26 protein-coding genes and 2 tRNA genes are annotated in these 23049 nt (G+C 70.2%); 16 read left to right on the forward strand and 12 right to left on the reverse strand.

All coding sequences use genetic code 11. The features are described 5' to 3' along the window. The first annotated feature begins 180 nt into the window (after nt 1-180). The 7 genes from VIP82_RS16655 to VIP82_RS16685 are packed head-to-tail and all read left to right on the forward strand — an operon-like array spanning nt 181 to nt 7353. Nucleotides 181-1092, forward strand: a complete 912-nt coding sequence (locus VIP82_RS16655; protein WP_331910615.1) for an ABC transporter ATP-binding protein — start codon at nt 181-183, stop codon at nt 1090-1092. Next, entirely contained in the window at nt 1089-1892 is an 804-nt protein-coding gene (locus VIP82_RS16660; protein WP_331910617.1) for an ABC transporter permease, read from the forward strand. The genes VIP82_RS16655 and VIP82_RS16660 overlap by 4 nt, the downstream gene beginning before the upstream one ends. Nucleotides 1893-1902: 10 nt before the next feature. Further along, on the forward strand, nt 1903-3201 hold the full coding sequence (locus VIP82_RS16665; protein ID WP_331910619.1) for a sensor histidine kinase: 1299 nt from the start codon (nt 1903-1905) through the stop codon (nt 3199-3201). Continuing rightward, the gene (locus VIP82_RS16670) at nt 3198-3941 is read left to right on the forward strand and encodes a response regulator transcription factor (RefSeq protein ID WP_331910621.1); all 744 of its coding nucleotides are present in this window, start codon (nt 3198-3200) and stop codon (nt 3939-3941) included. The genes VIP82_RS16665 and VIP82_RS16670 overlap by 4 nt, the downstream gene beginning before the upstream one ends. Before the next feature lie 46 nt (nt 3942-3987). Beyond that, on the forward strand, nt 3988-5097 hold the full coding sequence (locus VIP82_RS16675; protein WP_331910623.1) for a mechanosensitive ion channel family protein: 1110 nt from the start codon (nt 3988-3990) through the stop codon (nt 5095-5097). Beyond that, on the forward strand, nt 5094-5645 hold the full coding sequence (locus VIP82_RS16680; protein ID WP_331910625.1) for a globin: 552 nt from the start codon (nt 5094-5096) through the stop codon (nt 5643-5645). Before VIP82_RS16675 ends, VIP82_RS16680 begins: the two co-directional genes overlap by 4 nt. 43 nt (nt 5646-5688) lie before the next feature. Next, a complete protein-coding gene (locus VIP82_RS16685; protein ID WP_331910627.1) occupies nt 5689-7353 on the forward strand; it encodes an FAD-binding dehydrogenase in 1665 nt (554 codons plus the stop codon). Between the two features lie 45 nt (nt 7354-7398). Here the strand turns inward: VIP82_RS16685 and VIP82_RS16690 are convergent, their stop codons facing one another. After that, the gene (locus VIP82_RS16690) at nt 7399-8076 is read right to left on the reverse strand and encodes a DUF8185 domain-containing protein (RefSeq protein ID WP_331910629.1); all 678 of its coding nucleotides are present in this window, start codon (nt 8074-8076) and stop codon (nt 7399-7401) included. Nucleotides 8077-8187: 111 nt separating this feature from the next. Here VIP82_RS16690 and VIP82_RS16695 point away from each other — a divergent pair, with 111 nt between their 5' ends. Then, nucleotides 8188-9048, forward strand: a complete 861-nt coding sequence (locus VIP82_RS16695) for an acyl-CoA thioesterase (RefSeq protein WP_331910671.1) — start codon at nt 8188-8190, stop codon at nt 9046-9048. A gap of 81 nt (nt 9049-9129) precedes the next feature. On the opposite strand, the gene VIP82_RS16700 is transcribed toward VIP82_RS16695, so the two are convergent. The 4 genes from VIP82_RS16700 to VIP82_RS16715 all read right to left on the reverse strand — a co-directional run bounded on the left by VIP82_RS16700 (nt 9130) and on the right by VIP82_RS16715 (nt 12568). Next, nucleotides 9130-9651, reverse strand: a complete 522-nt coding sequence (locus VIP82_RS16700) for an acyl-CoA thioesterase (RefSeq protein ID WP_331910631.1) — start codon at nt 9649-9651, stop codon at nt 9130-9132. Then, nucleotides 9644-11323 carry an energy-dependent translational throttle protein EttA gene (ettA, locus tag VIP82_RS16705; RefSeq protein WP_331910633.1) on the reverse strand — a complete coding sequence of 560 codons (1680 nt, stop codon included), beginning with the start codon at nt 11321-11323 and terminating at the stop codon, nt 9644-9646. Before ettA ends, VIP82_RS16700 begins: the two co-directional genes overlap by 8 nt. A gap of 132 nt (nt 11324-11455) precedes the next feature. Then, nucleotides 11456-11986, reverse strand: a complete 531-nt coding sequence (locus VIP82_RS16710) for a DUF6993 domain-containing protein (RefSeq protein WP_331910635.1) — start codon at nt 11984-11986, stop codon at nt 11456-11458. 42 nt (nt 11987-12028) lie between these two features. Beyond that, complete coding sequence (locus tag VIP82_RS16715; protein WP_331910637.1) at nt 12029-12568, reverse strand: single-stranded DNA-binding protein; 540 nt, start codon at nt 12566-12568, stop codon at nt 12029-12031. Nucleotides 12569-12801: 233 nt separating this feature from the next. Between VIP82_RS16715 and VIP82_RS16720 the strand changes: the two genes are divergently transcribed. Beyond that, nucleotides 12802-13065, forward strand: coding sequence for a hypothetical protein (locus VIP82_RS16720; RefSeq protein ID WP_331910639.1), 264 nt, complete (start codon nt 12802-12804; stop codon nt 13063-13065). Between the two features lie 22 nt (nt 13066-13087). Here VIP82_RS16720 and yczR read toward each other — a convergent pair whose 3' ends face one another. Then, nucleotides 13088-14512: a MocR-like transcription factor YczR gene (gene yczR / locus VIP82_RS16725; RefSeq protein WP_331910641.1), complete on the reverse strand. Its 1425-nt coding sequence runs from the start codon at nt 14510-14512 to the stop codon at nt 13088-13090. A 61-nt stretch (nt 14513-14573) separates the two neighbouring features. Here yczR and yczE point away from each other — a divergent pair, with 61 nt between their 5' ends. Further along, the gene (gene yczE / locus VIP82_RS16730; RefSeq protein WP_331910643.1) at nt 14574-15179 is read left to right on the forward strand and encodes a membrane protein YczE; all 606 of its coding nucleotides are present in this window, start codon (nt 14574-14576) and stop codon (nt 15177-15179) included. Between the two features lie 40 nt (nt 15180-15219). On the opposite strand, the gene VIP82_RS16735 is transcribed toward yczE, so the two are convergent. Further along, nucleotides 15220-15432 (reverse strand): methyltransferase, encoded by a 213-nt coding sequence (locus VIP82_RS16735; protein ID WP_331910645.1) that lies wholly within the window; start codon nt 15430-15432, stop codon nt 15220-15222. 105 nt (nt 15433-15537) lie between these two features. On the opposite strand from VIP82_RS16735, the gene VIP82_RS16740 reads away from it, so the two are divergent. The 6 genes from VIP82_RS16740 to VIP82_RS16765 all read left to right on the forward strand — a co-directional run bounded on the left by VIP82_RS16740 (nt 15538) and on the right by VIP82_RS16765 (nt 17622). Then, nucleotides 15538-15610, forward strand: a tRNA-Arg gene (locus tag VIP82_RS16740). Between the two features lie 76 nt (nt 15611-15686). Next, nucleotides 15687-16313, forward strand: a complete 627-nt coding sequence (gene orn, locus VIP82_RS16745) for an oligoribonuclease (protein ID WP_308867063.1) — start codon at nt 15687-15689, stop codon at nt 16311-16313. 37 nt (nt 16314-16350) lie between these two features. Then, nucleotides 16351-16426, forward strand: a tRNA-His gene (locus VIP82_RS16750). Between the two features lie 55 nt (nt 16427-16481). Beyond that, nucleotides 16482-16832 carry a metallopeptidase family protein gene (locus VIP82_RS16755; RefSeq protein WP_331910647.1) on the forward strand — a complete coding sequence of 117 codons (351 nt, stop codon included), beginning with the start codon at nt 16482-16484 and terminating at the stop codon, nt 16830-16832. After that, nucleotides 16823-17131, forward strand: coding sequence for an ATP-dependent Clp protease adapter ClpS (clpS, locus tag VIP82_RS16760; RefSeq protein ID WP_331910649.1), 309 nt, complete (start codon nt 16823-16825; stop codon nt 17129-17131). Before VIP82_RS16755 ends, clpS begins: the two co-directional genes overlap by 10 nt. Beyond that, nucleotides 17128-17622 (forward strand): DUF2017 family protein, encoded by a 495-nt coding sequence (locus VIP82_RS16765; protein ID WP_331910651.1) that lies wholly within the window; start codon nt 17128-17130, stop codon nt 17620-17622. Before clpS ends, VIP82_RS16765 begins: the two co-directional genes overlap by 4 nt. Before the next feature lie 9 nt (nt 17623-17631). On the opposite strand, the gene VIP82_RS16770 is transcribed toward VIP82_RS16765, so the two are convergent. The 5 genes from VIP82_RS16770 to gatA form a co-directional block, all read right to left on the reverse strand. Continuing rightward, nucleotides 17632-18228 carry a hypothetical protein gene (locus VIP82_RS16770; protein ID WP_414684695.1) on the reverse strand — a complete coding sequence of 199 codons (597 nt, stop codon included), beginning with the start codon at nt 18226-18228 and terminating at the stop codon, nt 17632-17634. After that, the gene (locus tag VIP82_RS16775) at nt 18203-18523 is read right to left on the reverse strand and encodes a hypothetical protein (RefSeq protein ID WP_331910653.1); all 321 of its coding nucleotides are present in this window, start codon (nt 18521-18523) and stop codon (nt 18203-18205) included. The genes VIP82_RS16770 and VIP82_RS16775 overlap by 26 nt, the downstream gene beginning before the upstream one ends. Nucleotides 18524-18614: 91 nt before the next feature. Next, nucleotides 18615-19877, reverse strand: coding sequence for a DNA polymerase IV (locus VIP82_RS16780; protein ID WP_331910655.1), 1263 nt, complete (start codon nt 19875-19877; stop codon nt 18615-18617). Nucleotides 19878-19980: 103 nt separating this feature from the next. Beyond that, on the reverse strand, nt 19981-21504 hold the full coding sequence (gene gatB / locus VIP82_RS16785; protein ID WP_331910657.1) for an Asp-tRNA(Asn)/Glu-tRNA(Gln) amidotransferase subunit GatB: 1524 nt from the start codon (nt 21502-21504) through the stop codon (nt 19981-19983). Next, entirely contained in the window at nt 21504-23042 is a 1539-nt protein-coding gene (gene gatA, locus VIP82_RS16790) for an Asp-tRNA(Asn)/Glu-tRNA(Gln) amidotransferase subunit GatA (RefSeq protein WP_331910659.1), read from the reverse strand. Before gatA ends, gatB begins: the two co-directional genes overlap by 1 nt. Nucleotides 23043-23049: the final 7 nt, after the last annotated feature.

The following is a 23049-nucleotide window of genomic DNA, read 5'->3' on the forward strand; positions in this document are numbered from 1 at the left end:
TCGAGCGCGCCCTCTCTGTGCAGGACCGCGACGCCCAGTAGCCGACACACGGATGCCCCGGCCTCGGCAGTCGCCGAGGCCGGGGCATCCGTGGTTCCGGCACCGTGGTACCACGCGCCGTGGCGCACTTTCGTCCTCCAGGTGGACGCGCCCGAAGCGGCCCGCTCCTAGCGTGGGAGCATGATCGTTGCAGAGAATCTCACGAAGCGATTCGGAGACAAGACCGCCGTATCGGACGTGTCGTTCACGGTGCAGCCGGGCAAGGTGACCGGCTTCCTCGGTCCGAACGGCGCCGGCAAGTCCACCACCATGCGCATGATCGTGGGCCTGGACCGGCCCACGTCGGGCACCGTCACCGTCGGTGGAGAGCCCTACTCGCGGCTGCGCGCGCCGTTGACCGAGGTCGGGGTGCTGCTCGACGCGAAGGCGGTGCACACGGGTCGCTCGGCCCGCAACCACCTGCGCGCGATGGCCGCGACCCACGGCATCGGCAATGCACGGGTCGATGAGGTCATCGAGCTCACCGGCATCGGATCCGTCGCGGGCAAGCGTGCCGGCAAGTTCTCGCTCGGCATGGGCCAGCGGCTCGGCATCGCCGCGGCACTGCTGGGCGACCCGAAGACCCTGATCCTCGACGAGCCCGTGAACGGGCTCGATCCCGAAGGAGTCCGATGGGTACGCCAGTTCGTCCGTTACCTCGCGGCCGAAGGGCGCACGGTGCTGCTGTCCTCCCACCTCATGAGCGAGATGGCGCAGACCGCCGATCACGTGATCGTCCTCGGCCGCGGCCGGGTGCTCGCGGACGCCGAGCTCTCCGCGCTGGTGCGCGCCTGGACCACCAACACCGTGGCGGTGCGCTCCCCGCGCCTCACCGAACTCGTCGCGGCGCTCGCGGGCCCCGACGTCGCGGTGACCGCGACCGAGCCCGGCGCCGCCGACATCTCGGGTGTCACCGCCGCCGTCGTGGGCGACCTCGCCGCCTCGCTCGGCATCCCTGTGCACGAGCTGACCTCACGAACCGGATCGCTCGAGGACGCCTATCTCGCCCTCACCGGCGAAGCCGTCGAGTACGCCTCCAAGGAGATCTCATGACCACCCTCACCGCTCCTCCCGCCCACGCGACGCGGGCCGTCTCCGCCCACCGCCTGACATTCGGCCACCTCATCCGCAGTGAATGGATCAAGCTCATCAGCCTGCGGTCGACCTGGTGGTCGCTCGGCATCGCGGCGGCCCTCTCGGTGGGCATATCGATGATGATCGCGGCAGCCTCCTCGTCGTTCGGACCGGGATTCCCCGCCGTGAGCGCGATCCTCACGCCCACCCAGTTCACGATGCTCGTCGCGGGCATCCTCGGTGCCATCGCGATCACGGGCGAGTACTCGACCGGCATGATCCGTTCCACCCTGACGGCGGACCCTCGCCGCGGCACGGTGCTCGCCGCCAAGGCGGTCGTCGTCAGTGCTCTGATGGCCGCGACGACGGTCGTCATGTACGCGATCGCCATCCTCGCCACCTCGCCGCTGCTCTCCGAGCAGATCGACTGGTCGGATGCCGCACAGTCGTGGATCCCCCTCGCCTACGGCGTGCTGTCGATGGTGGCGTTCACGCTCATCGGGCTGGGGTGGGGCTTCCTGATCCGCAACGGCGCGGGAGCGATCGCGGCGACCGTCGGGCTCCTTTTCGTGCTGCCGATCGTCACGAGCATGTTCGCCATGGCGGGCGAGGCGTGGCAGTGGATCGTCGACCTCGGGGAGTACCTGCCCATGGCAGCCGCGAGCACGATCTCGACTCCCGGCGCCGAAGACATCCTGCCGTCGCTCCTCGCGCTGATCGGCTGGGTCGCCGTCCTGCTCGCCGGCGGCTGGGCGGTGCTGCGCACCCGCGACGCGTAGAGTCGGTCGGATGCCCCGTCGCGCTCTCACGGCCGTCGTCGGCGCCCCTCCAGGCGCCGACGACGGTCTGCTGCTGCCGCGCGAGCCCGGTTTCCTCCGTCGCTACTGGGCGCGGCATCGGCGCATCGCCGACGCACTCATCGCGTTCGTCGCCCTGGTGCTGTCGGCACCGGCCGTGACGCTCCGCGCGGAGTTCGGTACGCCGCCGACGGACGCGCAGGTCTGGCTCGCAGTCGTCCTGATCCTGCTCGCGTCCGCCGCGCTGATGCTCCGCCGTGATCGGCCGCTCGCGGTGTTCGTCGCCACCATGGTGCCGGTGCTGGTGCTTCCGCCGAGCCTGGTCCCCGCGTCCCATCTCCTCCCGGCCTTCGCCCTCTACGCCGTCGCGGTGTACCGCTCCGCGCGCGCCTGCTGGATCGCCCTGGGAGCGGCGACCGCGGCGATGACGCTCTCCACGGCCATCGCGGTGCTCGCACTGCCGTCCGAGCTGACGTCCCTCGTCACCACGCTCGTCTCGGCAGTCGTCGCCCTGCTCATCGCCGCGCTCATCGGAGTGAACGTCGGCAACCGGCGGCGGTACCTCGAGGCGCTCATCGACCGCTCACGGCAGCTGCTCGTCGAGCGCGACCAGCAGGCGCGGCTGGGAGCCGCGGCCGAACGCACGCGCATCGCGCGGGAGATGCACGACATCGTGTCGCACAACCTCACCGTCGTCGTCGCCCTGGCAGAAGGTGCGACCGCGACCACGGATCCGGCGCGCGCGCGCGTGGCGACCCAGCAGATCGCCGCGACCGCGCGCGGCGCGCTGGCCGAGATGCGGGCGATGCTGGGTGTGCTGCGCGACCCCGACCCGTCGCCCGGCGCACCGCTGTCTCCGGTCCTGCCCGCGACGGCGGGTGACGCCGTGGAAGCGGCCCAGCGTGCCGGCTTCCCGGTGCGCCTGCACACGGAGGGGCGCATCGACGCCGTACCCGCCGAGGTGCGCTTCGCGGTGACGAGGATCGTTCAGGAGTCGCTGACCAACGCCATGCGGCACGCACCCACCGCGTCACGCATCGACGTGCGCATCGTCGTAGGGGACGACGTCGACGTGGAAATCATCAACGACGGCGTCCGCGCCCGCGCTGAATCCGCATCCGATGCCCGAGGCGGGTACGGGCTACCCGGCCTGCGCGAGCGCGCCGCACACGTCGGCGGGCAGCTGTCGGCCGGACCGGCGGAGGGCGGGCGCTGGATCGTGCGCGCGTCCCTCCCGGTGCCCGTGGCGACCGGCACCGCTGAACCCGATCCCGGTGAGGAGAATCCATGACCGACGGCATCCGCATCCTGCTGGTCGACGATCAGGAGCTGATCCGCCTCGGCTTCCGGCTCGTGCTCGAGGCCGAGCCCGAGTTCGAGGTGGTCGGCGAGGCCGCCGACGGTGATGCGGCTGTGCGCGCCGTGGCCGAGCACTCCCCCGACGTCGTGCTCATGGACATCCGGATGCCGCGCACCGACGGCATCGCCGCGACTCGCGAGATCGTCGCGGCCCACCCCGCGACGCGTGTGCTCGTGCTCACGACGTTCGACCTCGACGAATACGCGTTCGGCGCCCTCGATGCCGGCGCGGGCGGATTCCTCCTGAAGGACGTGCAGCGCGCCGAACTCACGGCGGCGATCCGTGCCGTGCACCGCGGCGATGCGGTGCTCGCGCCGGCGGTGACCCGCCGACTGATCGAGCGGCTGCACGCCGCGCCCAGCGCCCCGTTCGCGCCGACGCCTCCTGCCGCCGACCCCACGTCCGAGTTGACCGAGCGGGAGCGCGAGGTGTTCCTGGCGATCGCGCGGGGGATGACGAACGCGGAGATCGCGGGGCACCTCTTCGTCAGCGAATCGACCGTGAAGACGCACGTCGGGCGGGTCCTGGCGAAGCTCGGCGCCCGCGACCGCGTGCACGCCGTGATCCTCGCGCACCGCCTCCGTCTCGTCGACGCCGCGACGCCGGTGCGACCTGATGGCGGCGTGTCCGGCGGCAACGGCGGGCCCGACGGCGGCAGGCGGACAGGCTGAGTGCGGCCTCAGGCCCGGCGGTGGGTGCGCCGTTAGGATCGTCACGATGATCAGCGCTCCCCTCGACAACGCCACGCCCGCCGCCGACTCCGTAGGCATCACGGATGCGGCGTTCTGGCAGGAGGTCGGCGGGTTCTTCACGACGGCGGGTCTGAATCTGGCCGCCGTCGCCGCGATCATCGTCGGCGCGATCCTCGTCACGTGGGTCCTGCGCCTCGTCATCCACCGCGTGGTGAACCGGATCGTCAACGGCGCGAAGAACAAGGCGAACGTCGACGACACGCAGGCGCTGGAGCGGTCACCGCTCGCGTCGGTGCGGCTCGTCCAGCGCACGCGCACCCTGGGCTCGATCCTCAGCAACATCGTCAACGTGACGATCGTGATCATCGCGCTGCTGCTGATCCTCAACGTCCTCGCACCGACGGCGCTCGGGTCGCTGACGCTGCTGACCGCCGCGATCGGCGCCGGCCTCGGCTTCGGTGCCCAGAACATCGTCAAGGACGTGCTCAACGGCATCTTCATCGTCGCGGAGGACCAGGTCGGCATCGGCGACGTCGTCGACCTCGGTCTGGCCACGGGCATCGTGGAGTACGTGAGCGTCCGAGTGACCCACGTGCGCGACGTGAACGGCACCCTCTGGTACGTCCGCAACGGCGAGATCACGCGCATCGGCAACCTGTCACAGGGCTGGTCCCGCGTCATCCTCGATCTGTCCGTCGCCACCGACTCAGACATCGACGAGGTCGAGAAGGCGATGCTCGACACCGCCAAGGCCCTGGCGAAGGACCCGAAGTGGCGCACGCGGATCCTCGAGCAGCCCGAGGTCTGGGGACTCGAATCCATCTCGGGCGACGCGCTCGTCATCCGCCTCGTGATGAAGACCCGCGCCAACGCGAAGGACGACGTCGCCCGCGAGCTGCGCATGCGGCTCAAGCACACCATCGACGAGATGGGCATCACGCTTCCCGCGCTCACCGCGGTCATGCCCACGGGTATCGAGGGCGCTCAGCGCGTGCGCGGTGCCAATCCGCCGAAGACCAAGCCCACGCCCGTAGCACCCACCCCCGAGCGCGCCGTGTGGAAGCCCAAGCGCACGAGCAAGAAGGACCCGTCACCGGGCGACGGGCCCGGAACGAATCCCGGAGGAACGCCATGACCGAACCCGTGCCTCCCCTGCCCTCCGCCGGCTCCCCGGGCGACGCGGGCGCGGCCCCCCGGCCCGCCGCGGAACCGGCAACACCGCTCAGCTTCTACGACGAGGTCGGCGGGCACGACACGTTCGTGCGGCTCGTGGACGCGTTCTACCGCGGGGTCGCCGACGACGAGGTGCTGCGCCCGATGTACCCCGAAGAGGACCTCGGGCCTGCCAAGGAGCGCCTCACCCTGTTCCTCGAGCAGTACTGGGGCGGCCCGACCACGTACAGCCAGGAGCGCGGACACCCCCGCCTGAGGATGCGGCATGCCTCGTTCCATGTCGATCCCGATGCGCGCGACCGGTGGCTCGCTCACATGCGCGGGGCCGTGGACGAGCTCGACCTGCCGCCGCTGCACGAGACGACGCTGTGGGACTACCTGCAGCGCGCTGCGTATGCGATGGTGAACACCTTCGAGCCCTCGGGCATCGGACCCGCCGCCGGCGCCCGAAGCTCGGCATCCTTCCCGGTGACCGCAGCCCCGCCCGCTGAACCCGGCCCCGCCCGCTGAGACACGGTCTCGGTCTTCATCCCCCGCCGACAAAGGAGTCGACATGCCCCTCGCCGCCCACCACACCGACATCCTCGTCATCGGATGGGGCCTCGCCGGCCTCGTCGCGACGGCGGAGGCCGTCGCCGCCGGCAAACGCGTCACGATCGTCGACCAGGAGCCGCGCGCCAACCTCGGCGGTCAGGCGTGGTGGTCGTTCGGCGGACTCTTCTTCATCGACTCGCCGGAGCAGCGAAGGCTCGGCATCCATGACTCGCTGGACCTCGCGCGTCAGGACTGGCTGGGTAACGCCGGCTTCGACCGTGACGAAGACCTCTGGCCGCGGCGGTGGGCCGAGGCCTACCTGCAGTTCGCCCACGAGGAGAAGCGTTCGTGGCTGCGGGAGAAGGGCGTCGGCTTCTTCCCCATCGTCGGCTGGGCCGAGCGCGGCGGATACTCCGCCACCGGACCCGGCAACTCTGTGCCGCGGTTCCATGTGACCTGGGGCACGGGCCCGGGCGTCGTCGCGCCGTTCCAGGCGGCCGTCGAGGCAGGCGAGGCCGAGGGACGTGTGACGATCCTGCCGCGCCACCGCGTCACGTCGCTCACGGTCGACGACGGCACGGTCACCGGTGCCACCGGCGACGTGCTGGCGCCTTCCGGAGCCGCGCGCGGTGCGGCGAGCTCGCGCGAGGTCGTCGACACGTTCTCGATCACCGCGGGGGCCACGATCGTTTCGTCCGGCGGTATCGGCGGCAACCACGAACTGGTGCGCAAGTGGTGGCCGGAGCGCCTGGGCACTCCCCCGGCCACGATGCTCACCGGCGTCCCCGCGTACGTCGACGGTTCCCTGCAGCCGGTGAGCGAGGCAGCAGGCGCCCGCCTCATCAACGGCGACCGCATGTGGCACTACGTCGAAGGCATCCAGAACTGGGACCCGGTGTGGCCGGATCACGGCATCCGCATCCTCCCCGGCCCGTCGTCGATCTGGCTCGACGCGACGGGCAATCGCCTGCCGGTCCCGCTCTTTCCGGGATTCGACACCCTCGGCACCCTTGCGCACCTGCGCGCAACGGGTTACGACCACTCGTGGTTCGTGCTGTCGCAACAGATCATCGAGAAGGAGTTCACCCTCTCGGGCAGCGAGCAGAATCCGGATCTCACGGGCAAGGACGTGCGGCTGCTCGCCAAGTCTCGCCTGGGCAAGGGCGCGTCGGGCCCGGTGCAGGCGTTCATGGACCAGGGCGCCGACTTCGTCGTGCGCAACACCCTCGATGACCTCATCGCGGGGATGAAGGCCCTGCCCGGAGGCGACGCGCTCGACGCTGATCGAGTGCGGTTCGAGGTCGAGGCCCGCGACCGCGAGATGGCCAACGACTTCACCAAGGACGCGCAGATCGCCATGCTGCGCTCGGCACGGGCCTTCCGCGGCGACCGGCTCATCCGCACGGCGAGCCCCCACCGGATCCTCGATCCCAAGTCGGGACCGCTCATCGCCGTCAAGCTGCACGTGCTGACGCGCAAGTCCCTGGGCGGCATCGAGACCGATCTGTCCGCCCGGGCGCTCGGCGCCGGTGGCGAACCCGTCGCCGGGCTGTACGCCGCGGGAGAGGCGAGCGGGTTCGGCGGCGGTGGCGTGCACGGATACCGCGCCCTGGAGGGCACGTTCTTGGGCGGATGCCTCTTCTCGGGGCGCGTGGCCGGCCGGGCCGCCGCGGCAGCCGTCTGACGACCCTTCAGCGCTCGGGCGCCTGGGCTTGCCGGGCGGGCGGCCTCAGCTCGCGGCCGGACCCGTCCGCCGCACGGGCGTGAGGCCGGTGGCCACGGGTCCGCGCACCAGTACGTGCCCCCGCGTGAGGCTGACGCGCGTCCAGGGGCCGCTCGCGAACACACGCGCGGACTCGCCGCCGCTGATGAACCCGAGACTGAGCGCCGCGAAGGCGACGCCGAGCGGCAGCCCGCCGAGGTCGTCGTCCGGTGCGCCCCACACCGCGGCGCGCACCGTCCGTACGACGTCCTCGCCCGCATCCGTCGGCACGGTGTCGGCGACACGGACGATGCCGCCCTGGGCCTTCGCCGCGAGGGTCGATGCGTCGATGCCGGGCCGGGCATCCCAACCGCTGCGTGGTGGCGTGATGCCGGCCCACGCCGGCGAGAGGGCCGTCTCGGGAAGCTCCACCGCCCGCGCGTCGTCAGGGGATGCGGAGAGAGCGGAGGCATCGACCACCAGGTCGCACACGAGCTCCGGATCCGCCGCAAGGGTGCGCAGAGCCAGCACCGTGGGCGTCGGGTCGCCGAACCCGCGAGGCGCGAGCGGCGCGGCCGTCATCGCGAGCACGCCACCGGAGGCCTGCAGCCGCACCCCCTCGACCGTGAAGCGCGCAGCGCGGGCGGCGAACGTGAGGGCGTCGGCCGCGGACGCGGGGTCGGCAAGCAACAGGCGCGGAGACATCGTCTTCTAAGCTACCAACCGGACCTGCGGGCGGTCGCCGCCCCGGAGAGGAGCACCGTGGAAGCCGAGCCGAACGCCGAGGCGGCGCCCGAGACCGATCCGGTCGCGTCGATGCTGTCGGTGATCGACTTGAGCGCCTCGGATGCCCGCACCACCGAGGACATCTTCACCGGGCAGTCGCAGTCGATGCCCCTCGGCCGCGTGTACGGCGGCCAGGTGCTGGCGCAATCGATCGTTGCGGCCTCGAGGACGATCCCCGACGAGCGGACCGTGCACTCGATGCACGGATACTTCCTCCGCCCCGGCGACTCGACGAAGGGCATCACCTTCTCGGTCGACCGCATCCACGACGGGCGCTCGTTCTCGACGCGGCGCACGCAGGCGTACCAGGAGGGCGTGCCGATCTTCTCGATGATCGCCTCGTTCCAGGATGAGGACCCGGGCCTCGAGCACCACGAGCCGATGCCCGACGGCCTGCCTGCACCCGACGAGCTACCCGACATCGAATCGCACCTTCAGGGCCTGCATCCGATGTCGAAGCGTCTGTTCACCGATCGGCCGGTGGACCTGCGCCACATCCCGGCGCCCATATACGTCACGGCGGACCCCGATCGCGCTGCGCGGCAGGCAGTCTGGATGCGCGTGCGCCGACAGATCCCCGACGACCCCGCGACCCACCGGGCGGCACTCGCCTACCTGAGCGACCTGACGATCCAGGAGTCGATCCTCCGCGCGCACGGCGTCTCGTGGGCCACGCCCGGGCTCAAGGTCGCCAGCCTCGATCATGCGATGTGGTGGCACCGCTTCGGCCGTGTGGACGAGTGGATGCTGTACGTCCAGGAGTCGCCGAGCGCACGCGGCGGCCGCGGCCTGGCGACCGGTCGCATCTATGCCGCTGACGGCACGCTGCTGGCCAGCGTCGCGCAGGAGATCATGGTGCGCGTTCCCGACCAGACCGCGGCCTCCGGCTGACGCGGTGCCGGTGGTGCCGGTGGTGTATCAGTACCGGGCGTCCGCGCCGGAGGGTAAGTACCGGGCGTCCGCGCCGCAGCGTCAGTGCCGGTGGGTGTAGACGATCGGCTCGCCGACGTACGGCCGCCACGCGGCTCGCTCTTCAGGGCTGAGCCGGAGCGGGCGGCCGGACGCGGCGTCCACCTTCACGATCACCGTCGTGGCGCGCGCGTAGAGGGTCTGGCCCTCGGCGCCCGTCTCGACGGGGCTGCGCACCTCGTAGCAGACCTCGATGCTCGAGCCGCCGAGCTTGCCGAACCACATCTGCACATCGAGCGGATGCCGCTGGTACGGCACCGGCGCGAGGTACTCGATCTCCTGCCGGGCGATGAGCGTCAGCATCCCGCTGAAGATGCTGGAGTCGAGCACCGCGGTGTCGGGTGCGTCCTCCCCCGGTTCGGGTAGCCAAAACGCCCGCACGCGCGCCTCTTCGAGGAGCTTCAGCATGGAGGTGTTGTTGACGTGATTGAACGCGTCGAGATCACCCCATCGCAGGTGGATGGGGATGTGCAGGCGACGGCCGGCTCCGTCGAGCCCGGCCGCCGCGTCGCGGGTGTCAGTCACGCGTGAGCTTGCGGTAGGCGGTGCGGTGCGGACGCGCGGCGTCCGCACCCAGGCGCTCGATCTTGTTGGCCTCGTACGCTTCGAAGTTGCCCTCGAACCAGTACCACTTGTCGGGGTCCTCGTCGGTGCCCTCGTAGGCGAGGATGTGCGTCGCGATGCGGTCCAGGAACCAGCGGTCGTGCGTGATGACCACGGCGCAGCCGGGGAATTCGAGCAGCGCGTTCTCGAGGGACTGCAGGGTCTCGACGTCGAGGTCGTTGGTGGGCTCGTCGAGAAGCAGAAGGTTTCCGCCCTCCTTGAGCGTCAGCGCGAGATTGAGGCGGTTGCGCTCACCGCCCGACAGCACGCCGGCCTTCTTCTGCTGGTCGGGTCCCTTGAAGCCGAACTTCGACACGTAGGCCCGCGACGGGATCTCGGTCTTGCCGACCGTGATGATGTCGAGCCCGTCCGACACGACCTCCCACAGCGTCTTGCTGGGGTCGATGTTCGAGCGCGACTGGTCGACGTAACTGATCTTGACCGTCTCGCCGATCTTGAGGTTTCCGCCGTCGAGCGGCTCGAGGCCGACGATCGTCTTGAACAGGGTCGTCTTTCCGACGCCGTTAGGGCCGATGACGCCCACGATGCCGTTGGGCGGCAGGCTGAAGCTCAGACCGTCGATGAGCGACCGGCCGTCGAAGCCCTTCTGGAGCTTCTTCGCCTCGATCACGACGCTGCCCAGGCGCGGCCCCGGCGGGATGCTGATCTCCTCGAAGTCCAGCTTCCGCGTGCGGTCCGCCTCAGCGGCCATCTCCTCGTAGCGGGCCAGACGCGCCTTGGACTTGGCCTGGCGGCCCTTCGCGTTCGAGCGCACCCAGTCGAGCTCCTCCGCGAGCCGCTTGGCGAGCTTCGCGTCCTTCTTGCCCTGGATGGCGAGGCGCTCCGACTTCTTCTCGAGATACGTCGAGTAGTTGCCCTCGTAGCCGATGAGACGACCGCGGTCGACCTCGGCGATCCACTCGGCCACATTGTCGAGGAAGTACCGGTCGTGGGTGATCGCGATCACGGCGCCGGGGTACTTCTGGAGGTGCTGCTCCAGCCACAGTACGCTCTCGGCGTCGAGGTGGTTCGTGGGCTCGTCCAGCAGCAGCAGGTCGGGCTTCTGCAGCAGCAGCTTGGTGAGCGCGACACGCCTTTTCTCACCGCCCGACAGAGGGCCGATCTCGGCGTCGCCCGGCGGGGTGCGCAGTGCATCCATCGCCTGCTCGAGCTGCGAGTCGAGGTCCCACGCGTCTGCCGCGTCGATCTCCTCCTGCAGCACGCCCATCTCCGCCAGCAGCGCGTCGAAGTCGGCATCCGGGTCGGCCATGAGGCCTGAGATCTCGTTGAAGCGGTCGACCTTCGCCTTGATCGCGATGCCGTCCTGGATGTTCTCCAGCACGGTCTTCGTCTCATCGAGCTCGGGCTCCTGCATGAGGATGCCGACGCTGAAGCCGGGGCTCAGCTTCGCCTCGCCGTTCGACGGTGTGTCGAGGCCAGCCATGATCTTCAGGATCGTGGACTTTCCGGCGCCGTTCGGACCGACCATGCCGATCTTCGCGCCGGGAAGGAACGCCATCGTGACGTCATCCAGGATCAGCTTGTCGCCGACGGCCTTTCGGGCGCGGACCATGGAGTAGATGTACTCAGCCATGCGGGTTTCTGCTCTCCTCGGACTTCAGACGTCAGCGTCCCAGCCTACCGGCCTCGCGACGGACGGAGTCCCGGTCCGAAGCCGTGAGCTCCGGGCCGTCGCAGTCCGGTGCGCACGGCACGCGCGCCGATGTCACCAATCGATCGGTCGTGTCTGGCCGACGAGGCAGGCACCTTCGGCGAGGACCGGCACCACCACGGTGACCGGGTCTCCGGTCGCCGGACCCACCTGGCCGACGAGGCATTCGTCGCCCCATCGCACCGCGAACTGGATGCTCTCGGCCGGGTTGCCCACCGTCGTCTGATCGTCGGTCACCTGCATGGCCGCCTTGTCGAACCCGGCAGCCGCGAGTGCGTCCACGTAGGCGCGTCCGGCCGCGTGATCGCCGGACGCCCAGACGGCCGCTGTCACCGATGCGAACAGCGGCAGGTTGTCGGCCGCCGTGCCGTCCGGAAGGAGCGTCGGCCCAGGCGGGGTCGTCGGAGTCGAGCTCGGGCCGGGCTCGGCCGTCGTCGCCGTGACGGTCGGCGAGGACGTCGGGTCGGGGACTGCTTCGGGGGCGCATGCCGTCAGTACTGCGGCGAGCAGCGTCGCCGCAATCGCCGCAGCGACACGACGGTGCCGGGCTTCGAAGCGAGCGCGGGGCGGGAGGTCTCGGGCCACGGGGAGAGTTTATGGCCGCCCGCCCAGCGCAGGCTGAACGCGTCAGAAGGGTGTCTCGTCCCCGTCGGCCGAAGAGGAAGCGGATCCTGCCCCGACGAGCGCCGGCGGCGCGTCCTCGCCTTCGGTGCCCGACGACGCGGAGTCGACGCCGGGCGCCGCCCACGCGTCCTCCTCCGCCTCCCGCGGGAGGTCACGTGCGGCGTCGATCGTCGCGCCCCTCGAATCCCTCACGAAGGTCGTCGTCCCCCAGCGGAGATCGTGGCCGATCGCATCGGCGTCGATCTCGACCGCGGTCCCCTTGCGGGTGCCGTTGTCCCAGTCGCGCACGCGGAGGTGGCCGGTCAGGATGACGCGATCGCCCGTCTGGAGCGAGTGGTGCGCGTGCTCGGCGAGGGTGCGGTACGCCGACACCGTGTAGAAGTTCGCGCCCGCATCGGACCAGGCGCCCGTCTCGCGGTTGTAGCGCCGAAGGCTTCTCGCGACGCGGAAGGTCGTGATCACCACACCCCCCGGCGTTCGCTTCAGCTCAGGTGGTGTGGCCACATTCCCGGTGATCGTGATGGTGTCGCCTCTGTCGCTCATCTCGTGTCCCATCTGTCAGGCCGGGGATTCTCCCCGGGTGGTGCCGCCGGCGCCCCGTGCCCGAGGACGCCGGCGGTGGGTCCAGCCTGACCGGGCCCGCCGGCGCGTGGCAGAGGCGACCAGCCATCTGGGGAGAGCGGGCACCAAGGGCCTCGCTGGGGAGGAATCGCCGGAAGCCGGGCGAACACGGGATGTCGCAACCCGTATATATGTTCGAGCAAAAGGAGGAAACCATGCCGACCGTCATCGAAGCTGGACCATCCGGGACCCCTCGTCTCACCTCGAACCCGCGTGTGCATCTCGTCGCTGCGGCACCCGCCCTCTGGCGCGTGCTGGATCACGCGGGCGTGGTCATCGGCCACCTGCAGGAGATCGCCCATCCGGGCGGCAGCCGGTTCCGGGCTCGCCGCTTCCACGCGCCCTCCCACGCGTTTCGCGACCTCGGCGACTTCTGGAGCGCCGACGACGCAGTGGAATGCCTGCGATTCGCGAGGTGAGCAGTGCGCGGGCGGCGCCTGCTCAGATCACCGCGTCGGCCCGCTCCGCGATCGACGACGGGGCTCCGGCCCGTACCGCGTCCCATGCCTCGGCGAGCACGCGCGAGGCGCGCACCATCTCCTCCGGCGGAGCGGTGAACGGCACCCGCAGGTGGCGTTCATGGCCACCCTCCACGGAGAATCGCGGACCCGCACTCAGGAGCAGGCCGCGGGAGCGTGCCTCCATGACCAATGCCGAGCTGAGCGGCGCACCGAGTTCGATCCACAGCGAGACTCCCCCGTGCACGGCAGGGATGTCCCACGACGGCACCGCCGTGTGCAGCGCAGCCACGAGCGCGTCGCGGCCGGATCGCAGCAGCTGCGATCGCTGCGTCACGATCTCGTCGAAGCGGGTCAGGAGGCGGGTCGCGATCGCCTGCTCGAACTCCGGCGTGCCCAGGTCGTGCGCCGGCCGCGCGGCCACGAGCCGGCGGATGAGCTCGCCATCGGCGCGCACCCAGCCGAGCCGCAGCCCGCCCCACACCGTCTTGCCGAGCGATCCGAGCCGCACGACAGTCCCCGGCTCCGAGGGCTCGAATCCCGGCGCCAAAGGCGCGCGATCGATGTCGAGTTCGGCGGTCGTCTCATCGAGCACGAGCACGGAACCCGAGCGTTCGCCCGCGACGAGCATCGCCTGCCGTTCCTCTGCGGTCATGCTGCGCCCGGTCGGGTTCTGGAAGTCGGGCATGAGGTACGCCATCACGGGGAGCGTGCGGGCGAACGCCTGCTCCGCGCGGTCGACGTCCCACCCGTCATCCGTCGTCACCGGGATTCCGACGAGCCGCGCGCCTCCGCGTCGTATGGCATCCGCGGCGTGCGGATAGGTCGGCGTCTCGACGAGGACGCGGTCGCCGCGTCCGATGAGAACCGACGAGACGAGATGGATCGCGCTCTGCGCACCCGTCGTCACCAAGACCTCGTCCGGGTGCGTCGGCACGCCACGAGCCGTGTAGCGGCGTGCGATCGCCTCACGAAGCTCGATGCGCCCGAGCACGTCGTATCCGACGCGCGATACCAGGGACGAGGCGCTCGCCGCCGTCTCCGCCATGATGCCCGCGAGCCCGGGCCACGCCGGCGGGCTGGCCTGCTGCAGATCGATCATGCCGTCCACCGCATCGATCCGACCGGCCTCACGGCGTCCCAGCGGCAGGGTGACGCTGCCCGATCCTCGCAGGCTTGCGATGTGAGCGGTGTCGCGCAGACTGCGATAGGCCGCCGCGACGGTGCTGCGACTCACATGGAGTGCGCTCGCCAGCTCGCGTTCGGCCGGCAGCGCCGTGCGCGGTGCGAGCCGGTTGTCCAGGCACAGCAGGCGGATGCCGTCGGCCAAGGCCTCGTACGCAGGCTCTCTCGTGCGCCATCCGCCGAGGGAGAGCGCCAGGGCGCGCGCCGAGACCCGAGAATCCATGGGGCCAGCGTAGTCACATTGGACTGCATGCTGCATGCCAATCATGAGATTGGATGGAGCCATGCCCCGCCGCATCCTCCAGCTGCTCGTCGGCCTCTTCCTCTACGGAGCCGGCTGCGCCCTCACCGTGCAGGCGGGGCTGGGCGTGGACCCCTGGACCGTGTTCGCGCAGGGGCTGTCGGTGCGAACGGGCATCGGCATCGGCTGGATCACTAACATCGTGGGCTTCTTCGTGCTGCTGCTGTGGATCCCGCTGCGCCAGAAGCCCGGTGTCGGCACCATCGCGAACATCCTGCTCGTCGGCACCAGCATGCAGCTCGTGATCGGCATCGTCCCGCCGGCGACCGGATTCGTCGCACAACTGGCGACGCTGCTGGGCGGCATCCTGCTGGTCGCGATCGCCTCGGGTCTCTATATCGGTGCCCACTTCGGTCCGGGACCGCGTGACGGTCTGATGACCGGCATGAACGCCCGCTGGGGCTGGCCGATCTGGCTTTGCCGCGCGCTCGTCGAACTTTCCGTGCTGCTCATCGGCTGGCTGCTCGGCGGCACGGTGGGCATCGGGACGGTGCTCTTCGCCGTGCTGATCGGGCCGCTCGTGCACGTCGCACTGCCGCTGCTCGACACCCGCCGACGTCGCGCGGTGAGCGCCGAGCAGGCGGCCTGACTCTCGCGAGCCGCAGCGGGCGTCGCTCCGAGAACCGCGCTCAGTGCTCGCGGAACAGCGGCCAGTCGCTTCCCGGCGCCATCCGCGAATGCAGCGCGCTCTTCGCGATCTCCATGCTCGGATAGGTGCCCGCCGAGTGATCGGCGCCGGCCATCGTCACCGTGTAGCCGTCGTCGTCCTTGCGGATGCTTCCTGCCACGCCCGATCCGCCGTAGGCGACCCAGAGCGGGTGGTGCGTCTCTGTGGTGCTCATCATGAACTCCTCTCGATGCCTCCGATGCAGACGGTACGCCCAGCCGGCTCGATCCACCAGCGTCCGCGACGGCGTGGTGCGACCCGGTAGTGTGGAAACACCTTTCCCTCCGTAGCTCAGGGGACAGAGCGAGCGGTTTCTACCCGCAAGGTCGGGGGTTCGAATCCTCCCGGAGGGGCAACGGGTCCGGCGTGGGAGCCGGAACTCGGCTCCAGGCCCGTGGGATGTCTGGACTTGCGACAAGGATGGAGCACATGGTGGGTGCATCCGAGAACGACCGTCTGGTGTGGATCGACTGCGAGATGACGGGGCTCGATCTCGGCGTCGACGAATTGGTGGAGATCGCCGTCGTCGTCACCGACTTCGAGCTGCGACCGCTCGACGCCGGCTTCGACGTCGTGATCAAACCGGACGATTCGGCGATGGCGAACATGAACGAGTTCGTGACGAACATGCATCGTTCGTCCGGGCTGCTGGACGAGATCCCGCACGGCGTGAGCCTGGCGGATGCGGAGTTCCAGGTTCTGGAGTACATCCAGCGCTTCGTGCCGCTCGAAGGAAGGGCGCCGCTGGCCGGCAACACCATCGGCACCGACCGCATGTTCCTGGCGAAGTACATGCCGCGCGTCGACCGCTGGCTGCACTACCGGAACGTCGACGTGTCGAGCATCAAGGAGCTCGCACGGCGGTGGTACCCCCGCGCGTACATCCACGCTCCGGCGAAGGACGGCGGCCATCGGGCCCTCGCCGACATCCTCGAATCCATCCGCGAACTCGCGTATTACCGCCAGGCGGTGTTCGTCCCCGAGCCCGGTCCGACGAGCGACGGCGCGCGCGCTGCAGCTGCTGCCGTGGTGTCGTCGTTTGCCCCAGAGGTGTGAGAGAATCGTCTGGTTGCCCGCTCAGGCGGGAGACATGGTGGGTATAGCTCAGTTGGTAGAGCGCTGGCTTGTGGTGCCGGATGTCGCGGGTTCGAGTCCCGTTACTCACCCCAATTCCGGTCGAATGGGGCGCGTATTCGCGCCCCATTCGCGTCGAGGCGGGGCATCATGATGGAGATGGATGCCGCGACCTTCGAGCAACTCGTGACCGACGAACTGGATGCGCTCCCCGACGACATGGTGGAGGGCCTCGACAACGTCGTCTTCGTCGTCGAGGACCGCCCGGAGGACGGCAGTCTCGATCTGCTCGGACTCTACGACGGCTGGGCGCTCACCGAGCGCGAGCGGTACGGAGTCGGCGAGCTGCCGGACCGCATCATCGTCTACCGCGAGCCGCATCTGGCGGTCTGCGACGACGAGGACGAGCTGCGTGACGAGGTTCACACGACCCTCGTGCACGAGATCGCCCACTTCTATGGGATCGACGACGAACGTCTGCACGAGCTGGGATGGGCGTGATGACACCCGTCGCCGTCCCCTCCATCGACCACGGAGTCGATCTGGCAGCCCACGTCGATCCGGCGCGACCCTGGCAAACCGTCGTCTGGGACGATCCGGTCAACCTGATGAGCTACGTCACGCATGTCTTCCGCGAGTACTTCGGGCTCGCACGCCCCCAGGCGGAGCGCCTCATGCTCGCCGTGCACAACGAGGGCCACGCGGTGGTCGCGCAGGGCGCACGGGAGCAGATGGAGCTGCACGCTCAGGCGATGCACGACTACGGCCTGTGGGCGACCGTTCGGCAGGCACCCGCGTGAGTGACCGTGTCGTGGTCATGGAGATCACCCGCCTGGAGGCCGCGCATCTCGCGGGCCTCGTCGACCAGTTCGCCGAGCTGCTGCGTGACTCCGCACCCGAGGACGGCGATCCCGCGCTCGAGCGGCTGGTGCCCTCCGCCTACTCCGACGATGACGACGCCGCCAAGGAGTTCCGCGCGCTGACGCAGTCCGATCTGCTCGACCGGCGCGCCGCCGACGCGGCCGACGTCCTCGCGTCGCTCCAGGAGGCGGCCGTGATCCCCGAGGATCCCGAAGACCCGGCTCTGCTCGAGCAGGTCGAGATCCGGCTCGATCCGGCCGCGGCACGTGCGTGGCTGCGCACTCTCGCCGCAGTGCGCCTGGTCCTCGCCACCCGTCTCGGGGTCGTGGAAGAGGACGATCACGACGCCACCGATCCGCGGTTCGGCATCTACGACTGGATCGGCTACCGGTTGGACGGTCTCGTGAACGCCCTCGACACCGACGACTGACGCCTGGCGTCAGGGTACGGGGAAGGCCAGTGTGGCCAGGCGCATGGGATCATCGCGAGCAACGTGCCGCTGCTCCTGGCGCGCCCAGCGCTCCCAGTGCCGAAGGTAGGCGTCGCCGTCGCGGGCGAGCGCCCGCTGCTTGCGCGACGCCGCCGGCGATTCGAGCCACACCCGCACGTCGCCGAGCCGCGCTGTCGCCGGCGTCAGCAGTCCGGCACCCTCGACGATGAGCGGCAGCGACGGATCGACCGCGTGCGCCTCCGCCGGCTCTCCCACGGTCCAGTCCCAGCGTTGCCAGACACCCACGAGACCTCGCGCATGGGGTGTCAGGATCAGCTCGCGCGCCAGCTCGACGCCGTCGTCCAGACCATCCCACCCCGGATACAGCGAATCCAGCGCCACGACCTGCACACGGCCTCGCAGCGGCCACCGCGCGACGAGCGCGCGTGCCAGCGAAGACTTGCCGGCACCGCTGCGACCGTCGATGAGGACGACGGGATTGGATGCCGAGACCGCCGCGATCGCCTGGCTGATCTGATCGACCGCGATCGCGAGCGAATTGCCGACCGCGTCCGTGCCGCTACTTCTTGATGGTGCGGATGACACGGCTGAGCGCGCGGCCGGCGAAGAAGACGAACGGGACCGCGACGGTGAGCAGCGCGATGAGGTTCGGCTCGAAGCGAAGGTCATCCCCACGCCGGATGTAGGCGCCGACGGGGATCGCCCAGCCGCCTCCGCCGCCTCCGCCGTTACCGGCTTCGTCGGAGCCACCGCCGAAGCCGGACCACGTCAGTGCGACGGGGATGATCCGGACGCCGTCGACGTCCTGCTGCTCTCCGTATGCGCTCTTCACGCCGAAAGAGGCGGACTGCTGGCCGAGTTCGAGTGCGATGTTGGGCATGGGTCAACGGTAGCGGGCCCGAGGGTTCCGGCACACCCGCTGTCACGACACAAGCCGGCCGCCTCGGCGTGCGGAACCGATGTCGGCGGCGTCAGCCCTGGTCAAGGCGCGGCGCGGGTGGACTGGTCGGGATGGTGCCGCCGCCGCGCGTGCCGAGCAAGGTGGCGCGTGTGACGGCACCACGGCCGAACTTCGCCGTCGCCCCATCGAGAGCATCTTCGATACGCCGCCATCCCTCGTCGTCGTCCCACAGTGTCGGCGCCGCGGCGCCGGCGGCACGCAGCTTCTCGGCGCGAACGCCGATCAGTCGCACGGGGAGCGCGCGCTCGAGCGAGCCGAAGAGCTCGAGCGCGGCGTCCCCGATCCGCTGGCCGACGGCCGTCGGCTCGACGAGCGTCTGGGAGCGGGAGATCGTCGTGAAGTCGGCGAAGCGCACCTTGATCGCCACGGTCGACGCCTCCCAGCCGTTGCCACGCAGCCTCGCGCCCACCCGGTCGGCCAGGCGGCGCAGCTCGGAACGCAGGATCGCCGTGTCTGCGATGTCGTCGTGGAACGTCTCCTCGTGGCCCACGCTCTTCTCGACGCGGCGCGTGTCGACCTCACGCGCGTCGATTCCTCGCGCCAGGTGCCACACCCGATCGCCCATCGCGGATCCCAGCGCGCGATCGAGGAGCTCGCGCGGTGCCTCGAGGACGTCCGCGATGGTGCGGATGCCGCGGTTCTCGAGCGCCTCCGAGGCCTTCGGACCGACGCCCCACAGCGCGCGCACCGATCTCGGGGCGAGGAACGCCGCCGTGTCGGCCTCCGCGATGATGAGGAGTCCGTCGGGCTTGCTGATGGTGGATGCCATCTTCGCGACGTGCTTCGTCGCGGCGGCGCCGATGCTGCAGGTGAGCCCGGTCTCATCGAGCACTCGCTGGCGCAGCATGCGCGCGATCCGTCCGGGGCTCCCCCACAGCCGGCGCGCTCCGCGCACGTCGAGGAACGCCTCGTCGATCGACAGCGGCTCGACGAGCGGTGTGACGTCGCGGAAGATCCGCATGACCTGCGACGACATCGCGAGGTACCGCTCGAAATGGGGCGGGACGACGATCGCCGTCGGGCACAGGCGGAGCGCCTGGCCGACCGGCATCGCCGATCGCACGCCGAAGCGACGCGCCTCGTACGAGGCGCTGGAGACCACCGACCGGCTCTCGGGGGCACCGATGATGATCGCCTTGCCCCGCAGCGACGGGTCGTCGAGCTGTTCCACCGAGGCGTAGAACGCATCCATGTCGACGTGGAGGATGCCGGCACCGGTGTCGTCGGCGTTCTCGGGCGAGACGAGACGCCCGGATCCGTCACCACGCCCCATGTCGTCCATTCTCGCAGCAGCCGCCGACATCGACACGAGAGGGCAGACCCGGGCGGGTCTGCCCTCTCGCTGTTCGATCGGGTGCGTGCACCCAGATCAGCGGCTACTCGCTCGTCGCGCTCGCACGTTCGAGGACGAGCTCACGCACGCGTGCGGCATCCGCCTGACCCTTCATCGCCTTCATGACGGCGCCGATGACCGCTCCCGCCGCCTGGACCTTGCCGTCGCGGATCTTCGCGAGCACGTCGGGCTGCGAGGCGAGCGCTTCGTCGATCGCCGCGATGAGAGCGCCATCGTCCGAGACCACGGCGAGTCCGCGGGCATCGACGACCTTTTGCGGGGAGCCTTCCCCGGCGATCACGCCCTCGAGCACCTGCCGCGCGAGCTTATCGGTGAGCGTGCCGGCGTCGACGAGCGCCTGCAGCGCCGCGACGTCGGCGGGCGTCGCCAGCTCGGACGCCTCGCGACCCTGCACCTTCGCGATGCGGGCGATCTCGCCGGTCCACCACTTCCGAGCGGTCGCCGGCGACGCGCCGGCGGCGACGGTCGCCTCGATCTCGGGCAGGATGCCGCTGTTCGCCGCGTCCTGGAACTCGAGGTCGGTGAAGCCCCACTCGGTCTTCAGACGGCGGCGACGTGCGGCCGGCGGCTCGGGAAGCGCCGCGCGGAGCTCTTCGATCAGCTCAACCGGGGGCGCGACCGGAAGCAGGTCGGGCTCCGGGAAGTAGCGGTAGTCGTCGGCATCCGACTTCGGACGACCCGGCGACGTGGTGCCGGTGTCCTCGTGCCAATGCCGGGTCTCCTGCGTGATCGTGCCGCCCGCCGCGAGGATCGCAGCCTGGCGCTGGATCTCGTAGCGCACGGCGCGCTCCACCGACCGCATCGAGTTGACGTTCTTGGTCTCGGTGCGCGTGCCGAGCTTCTCCTGACCTCGGGGGCGCAGCGAGACGTTCGCGTCGCAGCGGAGGTTGCCGCGCTCCATGCGCGCCTCGGAGATGCCCAGTGAGATCACGATGTCGCGGATGGTCGCGACGTACGCCTTCGCGATCTCGGGAGCCCGGTGCTCCGCCCCGAAGATCGGCTTCGTGACGATCTCGACGAGCGGCACACCCGCACGGTTGTAGTCGACGAGCGAGTACTCGGCGCCCTGGATGCGACCGGTGGACCCGCCGACGTGCGTCAGCTTTCCGGCGTCCTCCTCCATGTGCGCGCGCTCGATCGGCACCGTGACGATCTCGCCGTCGGCGAGCTCGATGTCGACGGAGCCTTCGAAGGCGATCGGCTCGTCGTACTGCGAGATCTGGTAGTTCTTGCCGAGGTCGGGATAGAAGTAGTTCTTCCGCGCGAACCGGCTCGACGGGGCGATCGAGCAGCCGAGCGCGAGACCCAGGCTGATCGAGTAGCGCACCGCGGTCTCGTTGACGACCGGGAGCGCGCCCGGCAGACCCATGTCGACCGGCGCCACGAGCGTGTTCGGCTCGGCGCTGTGGTTCGCGGAGTTCGCGGGGTTCGCTGCCGCCGAGAACATCTTGGTCTCGGTGTTCAGCTCGACGTGCACCTCGAAGCCGAGAACCGGCTCGAACCGCTTGAGGGCCTCGTCGAAGTCCATCAGCTTGTCCTTGGCCATCAGCGCGCTCCTCCGTTCGCGCCGAGCCCCGGCGCCTTCTCCAGCAAGGGGGCCCTGTCAAGGAGCGGGCCGCCCCACGAGTCGACGAGCAGGGCCTCGAGCGCCGCACCCACGCGGTACAGCCGTGCGTCCTCGTGCGCCGGCGCGAGGAACTGGATGCCGACGGGAAGACCGTCCTCGGACGCGAGCCCTGACGGGATCGAGATGCCCGGCACCCCGGCGAGGTTCGCCGGAATCGTCGTCACGTCGTTGAGGTACATCTGCAGCGGGTCGTCGATCTTCTCCCCCAGCCGGAACGCCGTGGTCGGCGCCGACGGCGTCGCGATGAGGTCGACCTGTGCGAACGCGTCGGCGAAGTCGCGCTGGATGAGGGTGCGGACCTTCTGCGCCGAGCCGTAGTAGGCGTCGTAATACCCGGCCGACAGCGCGTAGGTGCCGAGGATGATGCGGCGCTTCACCTCGTCGCCGAAGCCGGCGTCGCGGGTCTTCGCCATGACGTCCTCGACGGTGCCGCCCGGCACGTCGACGCGCAGGCCGAAGCGCACGGAGTCGAACTTCGCGAGGTTGCTGGATGCCTCCGCCGGGAGGATCAGGTAGTACGCCGCGACGCCGTACTCGAAGTGCGGTGCGCTGATCTCGACGATCTCGGCGCCCTGTGCCTCCATCGCCGCCAGCGCGGCACGGAAGGACTCCGACACGCCTGCCTGGAAGCCGCTGTCGGGCAGTTCGCGGATCACGCCGACCTTGAGGCCCTTCAGCACCTGACCCTCGGCGCCCTCTCGGGCGGCGGCGGCGAACGACGGCCAGTCGTGGGCGAGCGAGGTCGAGTCGTGCGGGTCGTGCCCGCCGATGACGTCGTGCAGCAGTCCCGCGTCGAGCACGGTCCGCGTCACGGGGCCGACCTGGTCGAGGCTCGAGGCGAGCGCGATCGCGCCGTACCGGCTGACGCCGCCGTAGGTGGGCTTGATGCCCACCGTCCCGGTCACGTGCGCCGGCTGGCGGATGGAGCCGCCGGTGTCGGATCCGAGCGCGAGGGGCGCCTCGAACGCGGCGACCGCGGCCGCCGAGCCGCCGCCGGAGCCGCCGGGGATGCGGGTGAGATCCCAGGGGTTGCGGGTCGGACCGTACGCCGAGTGCTCGGTCGACGATCCCATGGCGAACTCGTCCATGTTCGTCTTGCCCAGCGGGACCAGCCCGGCCGCGCGGGAGCGCGCGACGACGGTCGCGTCGTAGGGCGACATGTAGCCCTCGAGGATCTTCGATCCGCTCGTCGACGGCATGTCCGTCGTCACCAGGACGTCCTTGATGGCGAGCGGCACGCCGGCGAGCGGGCCGAGGTCGTCACCGGCCGCACGGCGGCGGTCGATGTCGGCAGCCACGTCCAGCGCGTGCTCGTTGACGTGGAGGAAGGCGTGCACGTCGGCATCCACTGCCGCGATGCGGTCCAGGTGCGCCTGCGTCGCCTCGACGCTGGACACCTCGCGGGCGGCGAGCTTGTCTGCGAGCGCGGCAGCGCTCAGCTTCGTGAGATCGGTCACGTCGGGC

Source organism: Microbacterium sp., assembly GCF_036566905.1.
GTDB lineage: Bacteria > Actinomycetota > Actinomycetes > Actinomycetales > Microbacteriaceae > Microbacterium.

Coding starts and splice junctions, on each gene's coding strand:
- VIP82_RS16655 (WP_331910615.1), top strand. CDS start 181: ATGATCGTTGCAGAGAATCTCACGAAGCGATTCGGAGACAAGACCGCC.
- VIP82_RS16660 (WP_331910617.1), top strand. CDS start 1,089: ATGACCACCCTCACCGCTCCTCCCGCCCACGCGACGCGGGCCGTCTCC.
- VIP82_RS16665 (WP_331910619.1), top strand. CDS start 1,903: ATGCCCCGTCGCGCTCTCACGGCCGTCGTCGGCGCCCCTCCAGGCGCC.
- VIP82_RS16670 (WP_331910621.1), top strand. CDS start 3,198: ATGACCGACGGCATCCGCATCCTGCTGGTCGACGATCAGGAGCTGATC.
- VIP82_RS16675 (WP_331910623.1), top strand. CDS start 3,988: ATGATCAGCGCTCCCCTCGACAACGCCACGCCCGCCGCCGACTCCGTA.
- VIP82_RS16680 (WP_331910625.1), top strand. CDS start 5,094: ATGACCGAACCCGTGCCTCCCCTGCCCTCCGCCGGCTCCCCGGGCGAC.
- VIP82_RS16685 (WP_331910627.1), top strand. CDS start 5,689: ATGCCCCTCGCCGCCCACCACACCGACATCCTCGTCATCGGATGGGGC.
- VIP82_RS16690 (WP_331910629.1), bottom strand. CDS start 8,076: ATGTCTCCGCGCCTGTTGCTTGCCGACCCCGCGTCCGCGGCCGACGCC.
- VIP82_RS16695 (WP_331910671.1), top strand. CDS start 8,188: ATGCTGTCGGTGATCGACTTGAGCGCCTCGGATGCCCGCACCACCGAG.
- ettA (WP_331910633.1), bottom strand. CDS start 11,323: ATGGCTGAGTACATCTACTCCATGGTCCGCGCCCGAAAGGCCGTCGGC.
- VIP82_RS16715 (WP_331910637.1), bottom strand. CDS start 12,568: ATGAGCGACAGAGGCGACACCATCACGATCACCGGGAATGTGGCCACA.
- VIP82_RS16720 (WP_331910639.1), top strand. CDS start 12,802: ATGCCGACCGTCATCGAAGCTGGACCATCCGGGACCCCTCGTCTCACC.
- yczR (WP_331910641.1), bottom strand. CDS start 14,512: ATGGATTCTCGGGTCTCGGCGCGCGCCCTGGCGCTCTCCCTCGGCGGA.
- yczE (WP_331910643.1), top strand. CDS start 14,574: ATGCCCCGCCGCATCCTCCAGCTGCTCGTCGGCCTCTTCCTCTACGGA.
- VIP82_RS16735 (WP_331910645.1), bottom strand. CDS start 15,432: ATGAGCACCACAGAGACGCACCACCCGCTCTGGGTCGCCTACGGCGGA.
- orn (WP_308867063.1), top strand. CDS start 15,687: ATGGTGGGTGCATCCGAGAACGACCGTCTGGTGTGGATCGACTGCGAG.
- VIP82_RS16755 (WP_331910647.1), top strand. CDS start 16,482: ATGATGGAGATGGATGCCGCGACCTTCGAGCAACTCGTGACCGACGAA.
- clpS (WP_331910649.1), top strand. CDS start 16,823: ATGGGCGTGATGACACCCGTCGCCGTCCCCTCCATCGACCACGGAGTC.
- VIP82_RS16775 (WP_331910653.1), bottom strand. CDS start 18,523: ATGCCCAACATCGCACTCGAACTCGGCCAGCAGTCCGCCTCTTTCGGC.
- VIP82_RS16780 (WP_331910655.1), bottom strand. CDS start 19,877: ATGGGGCGTGGTGACGGATCCGGGCGTCTCGTCTCGCCCGAGAACGCC.
- gatB (WP_331910657.1), bottom strand. CDS start 21,504: ATGGCCAAGGACAAGCTGATGGACTTCGACGAGGCCCTCAAGCGGTTC.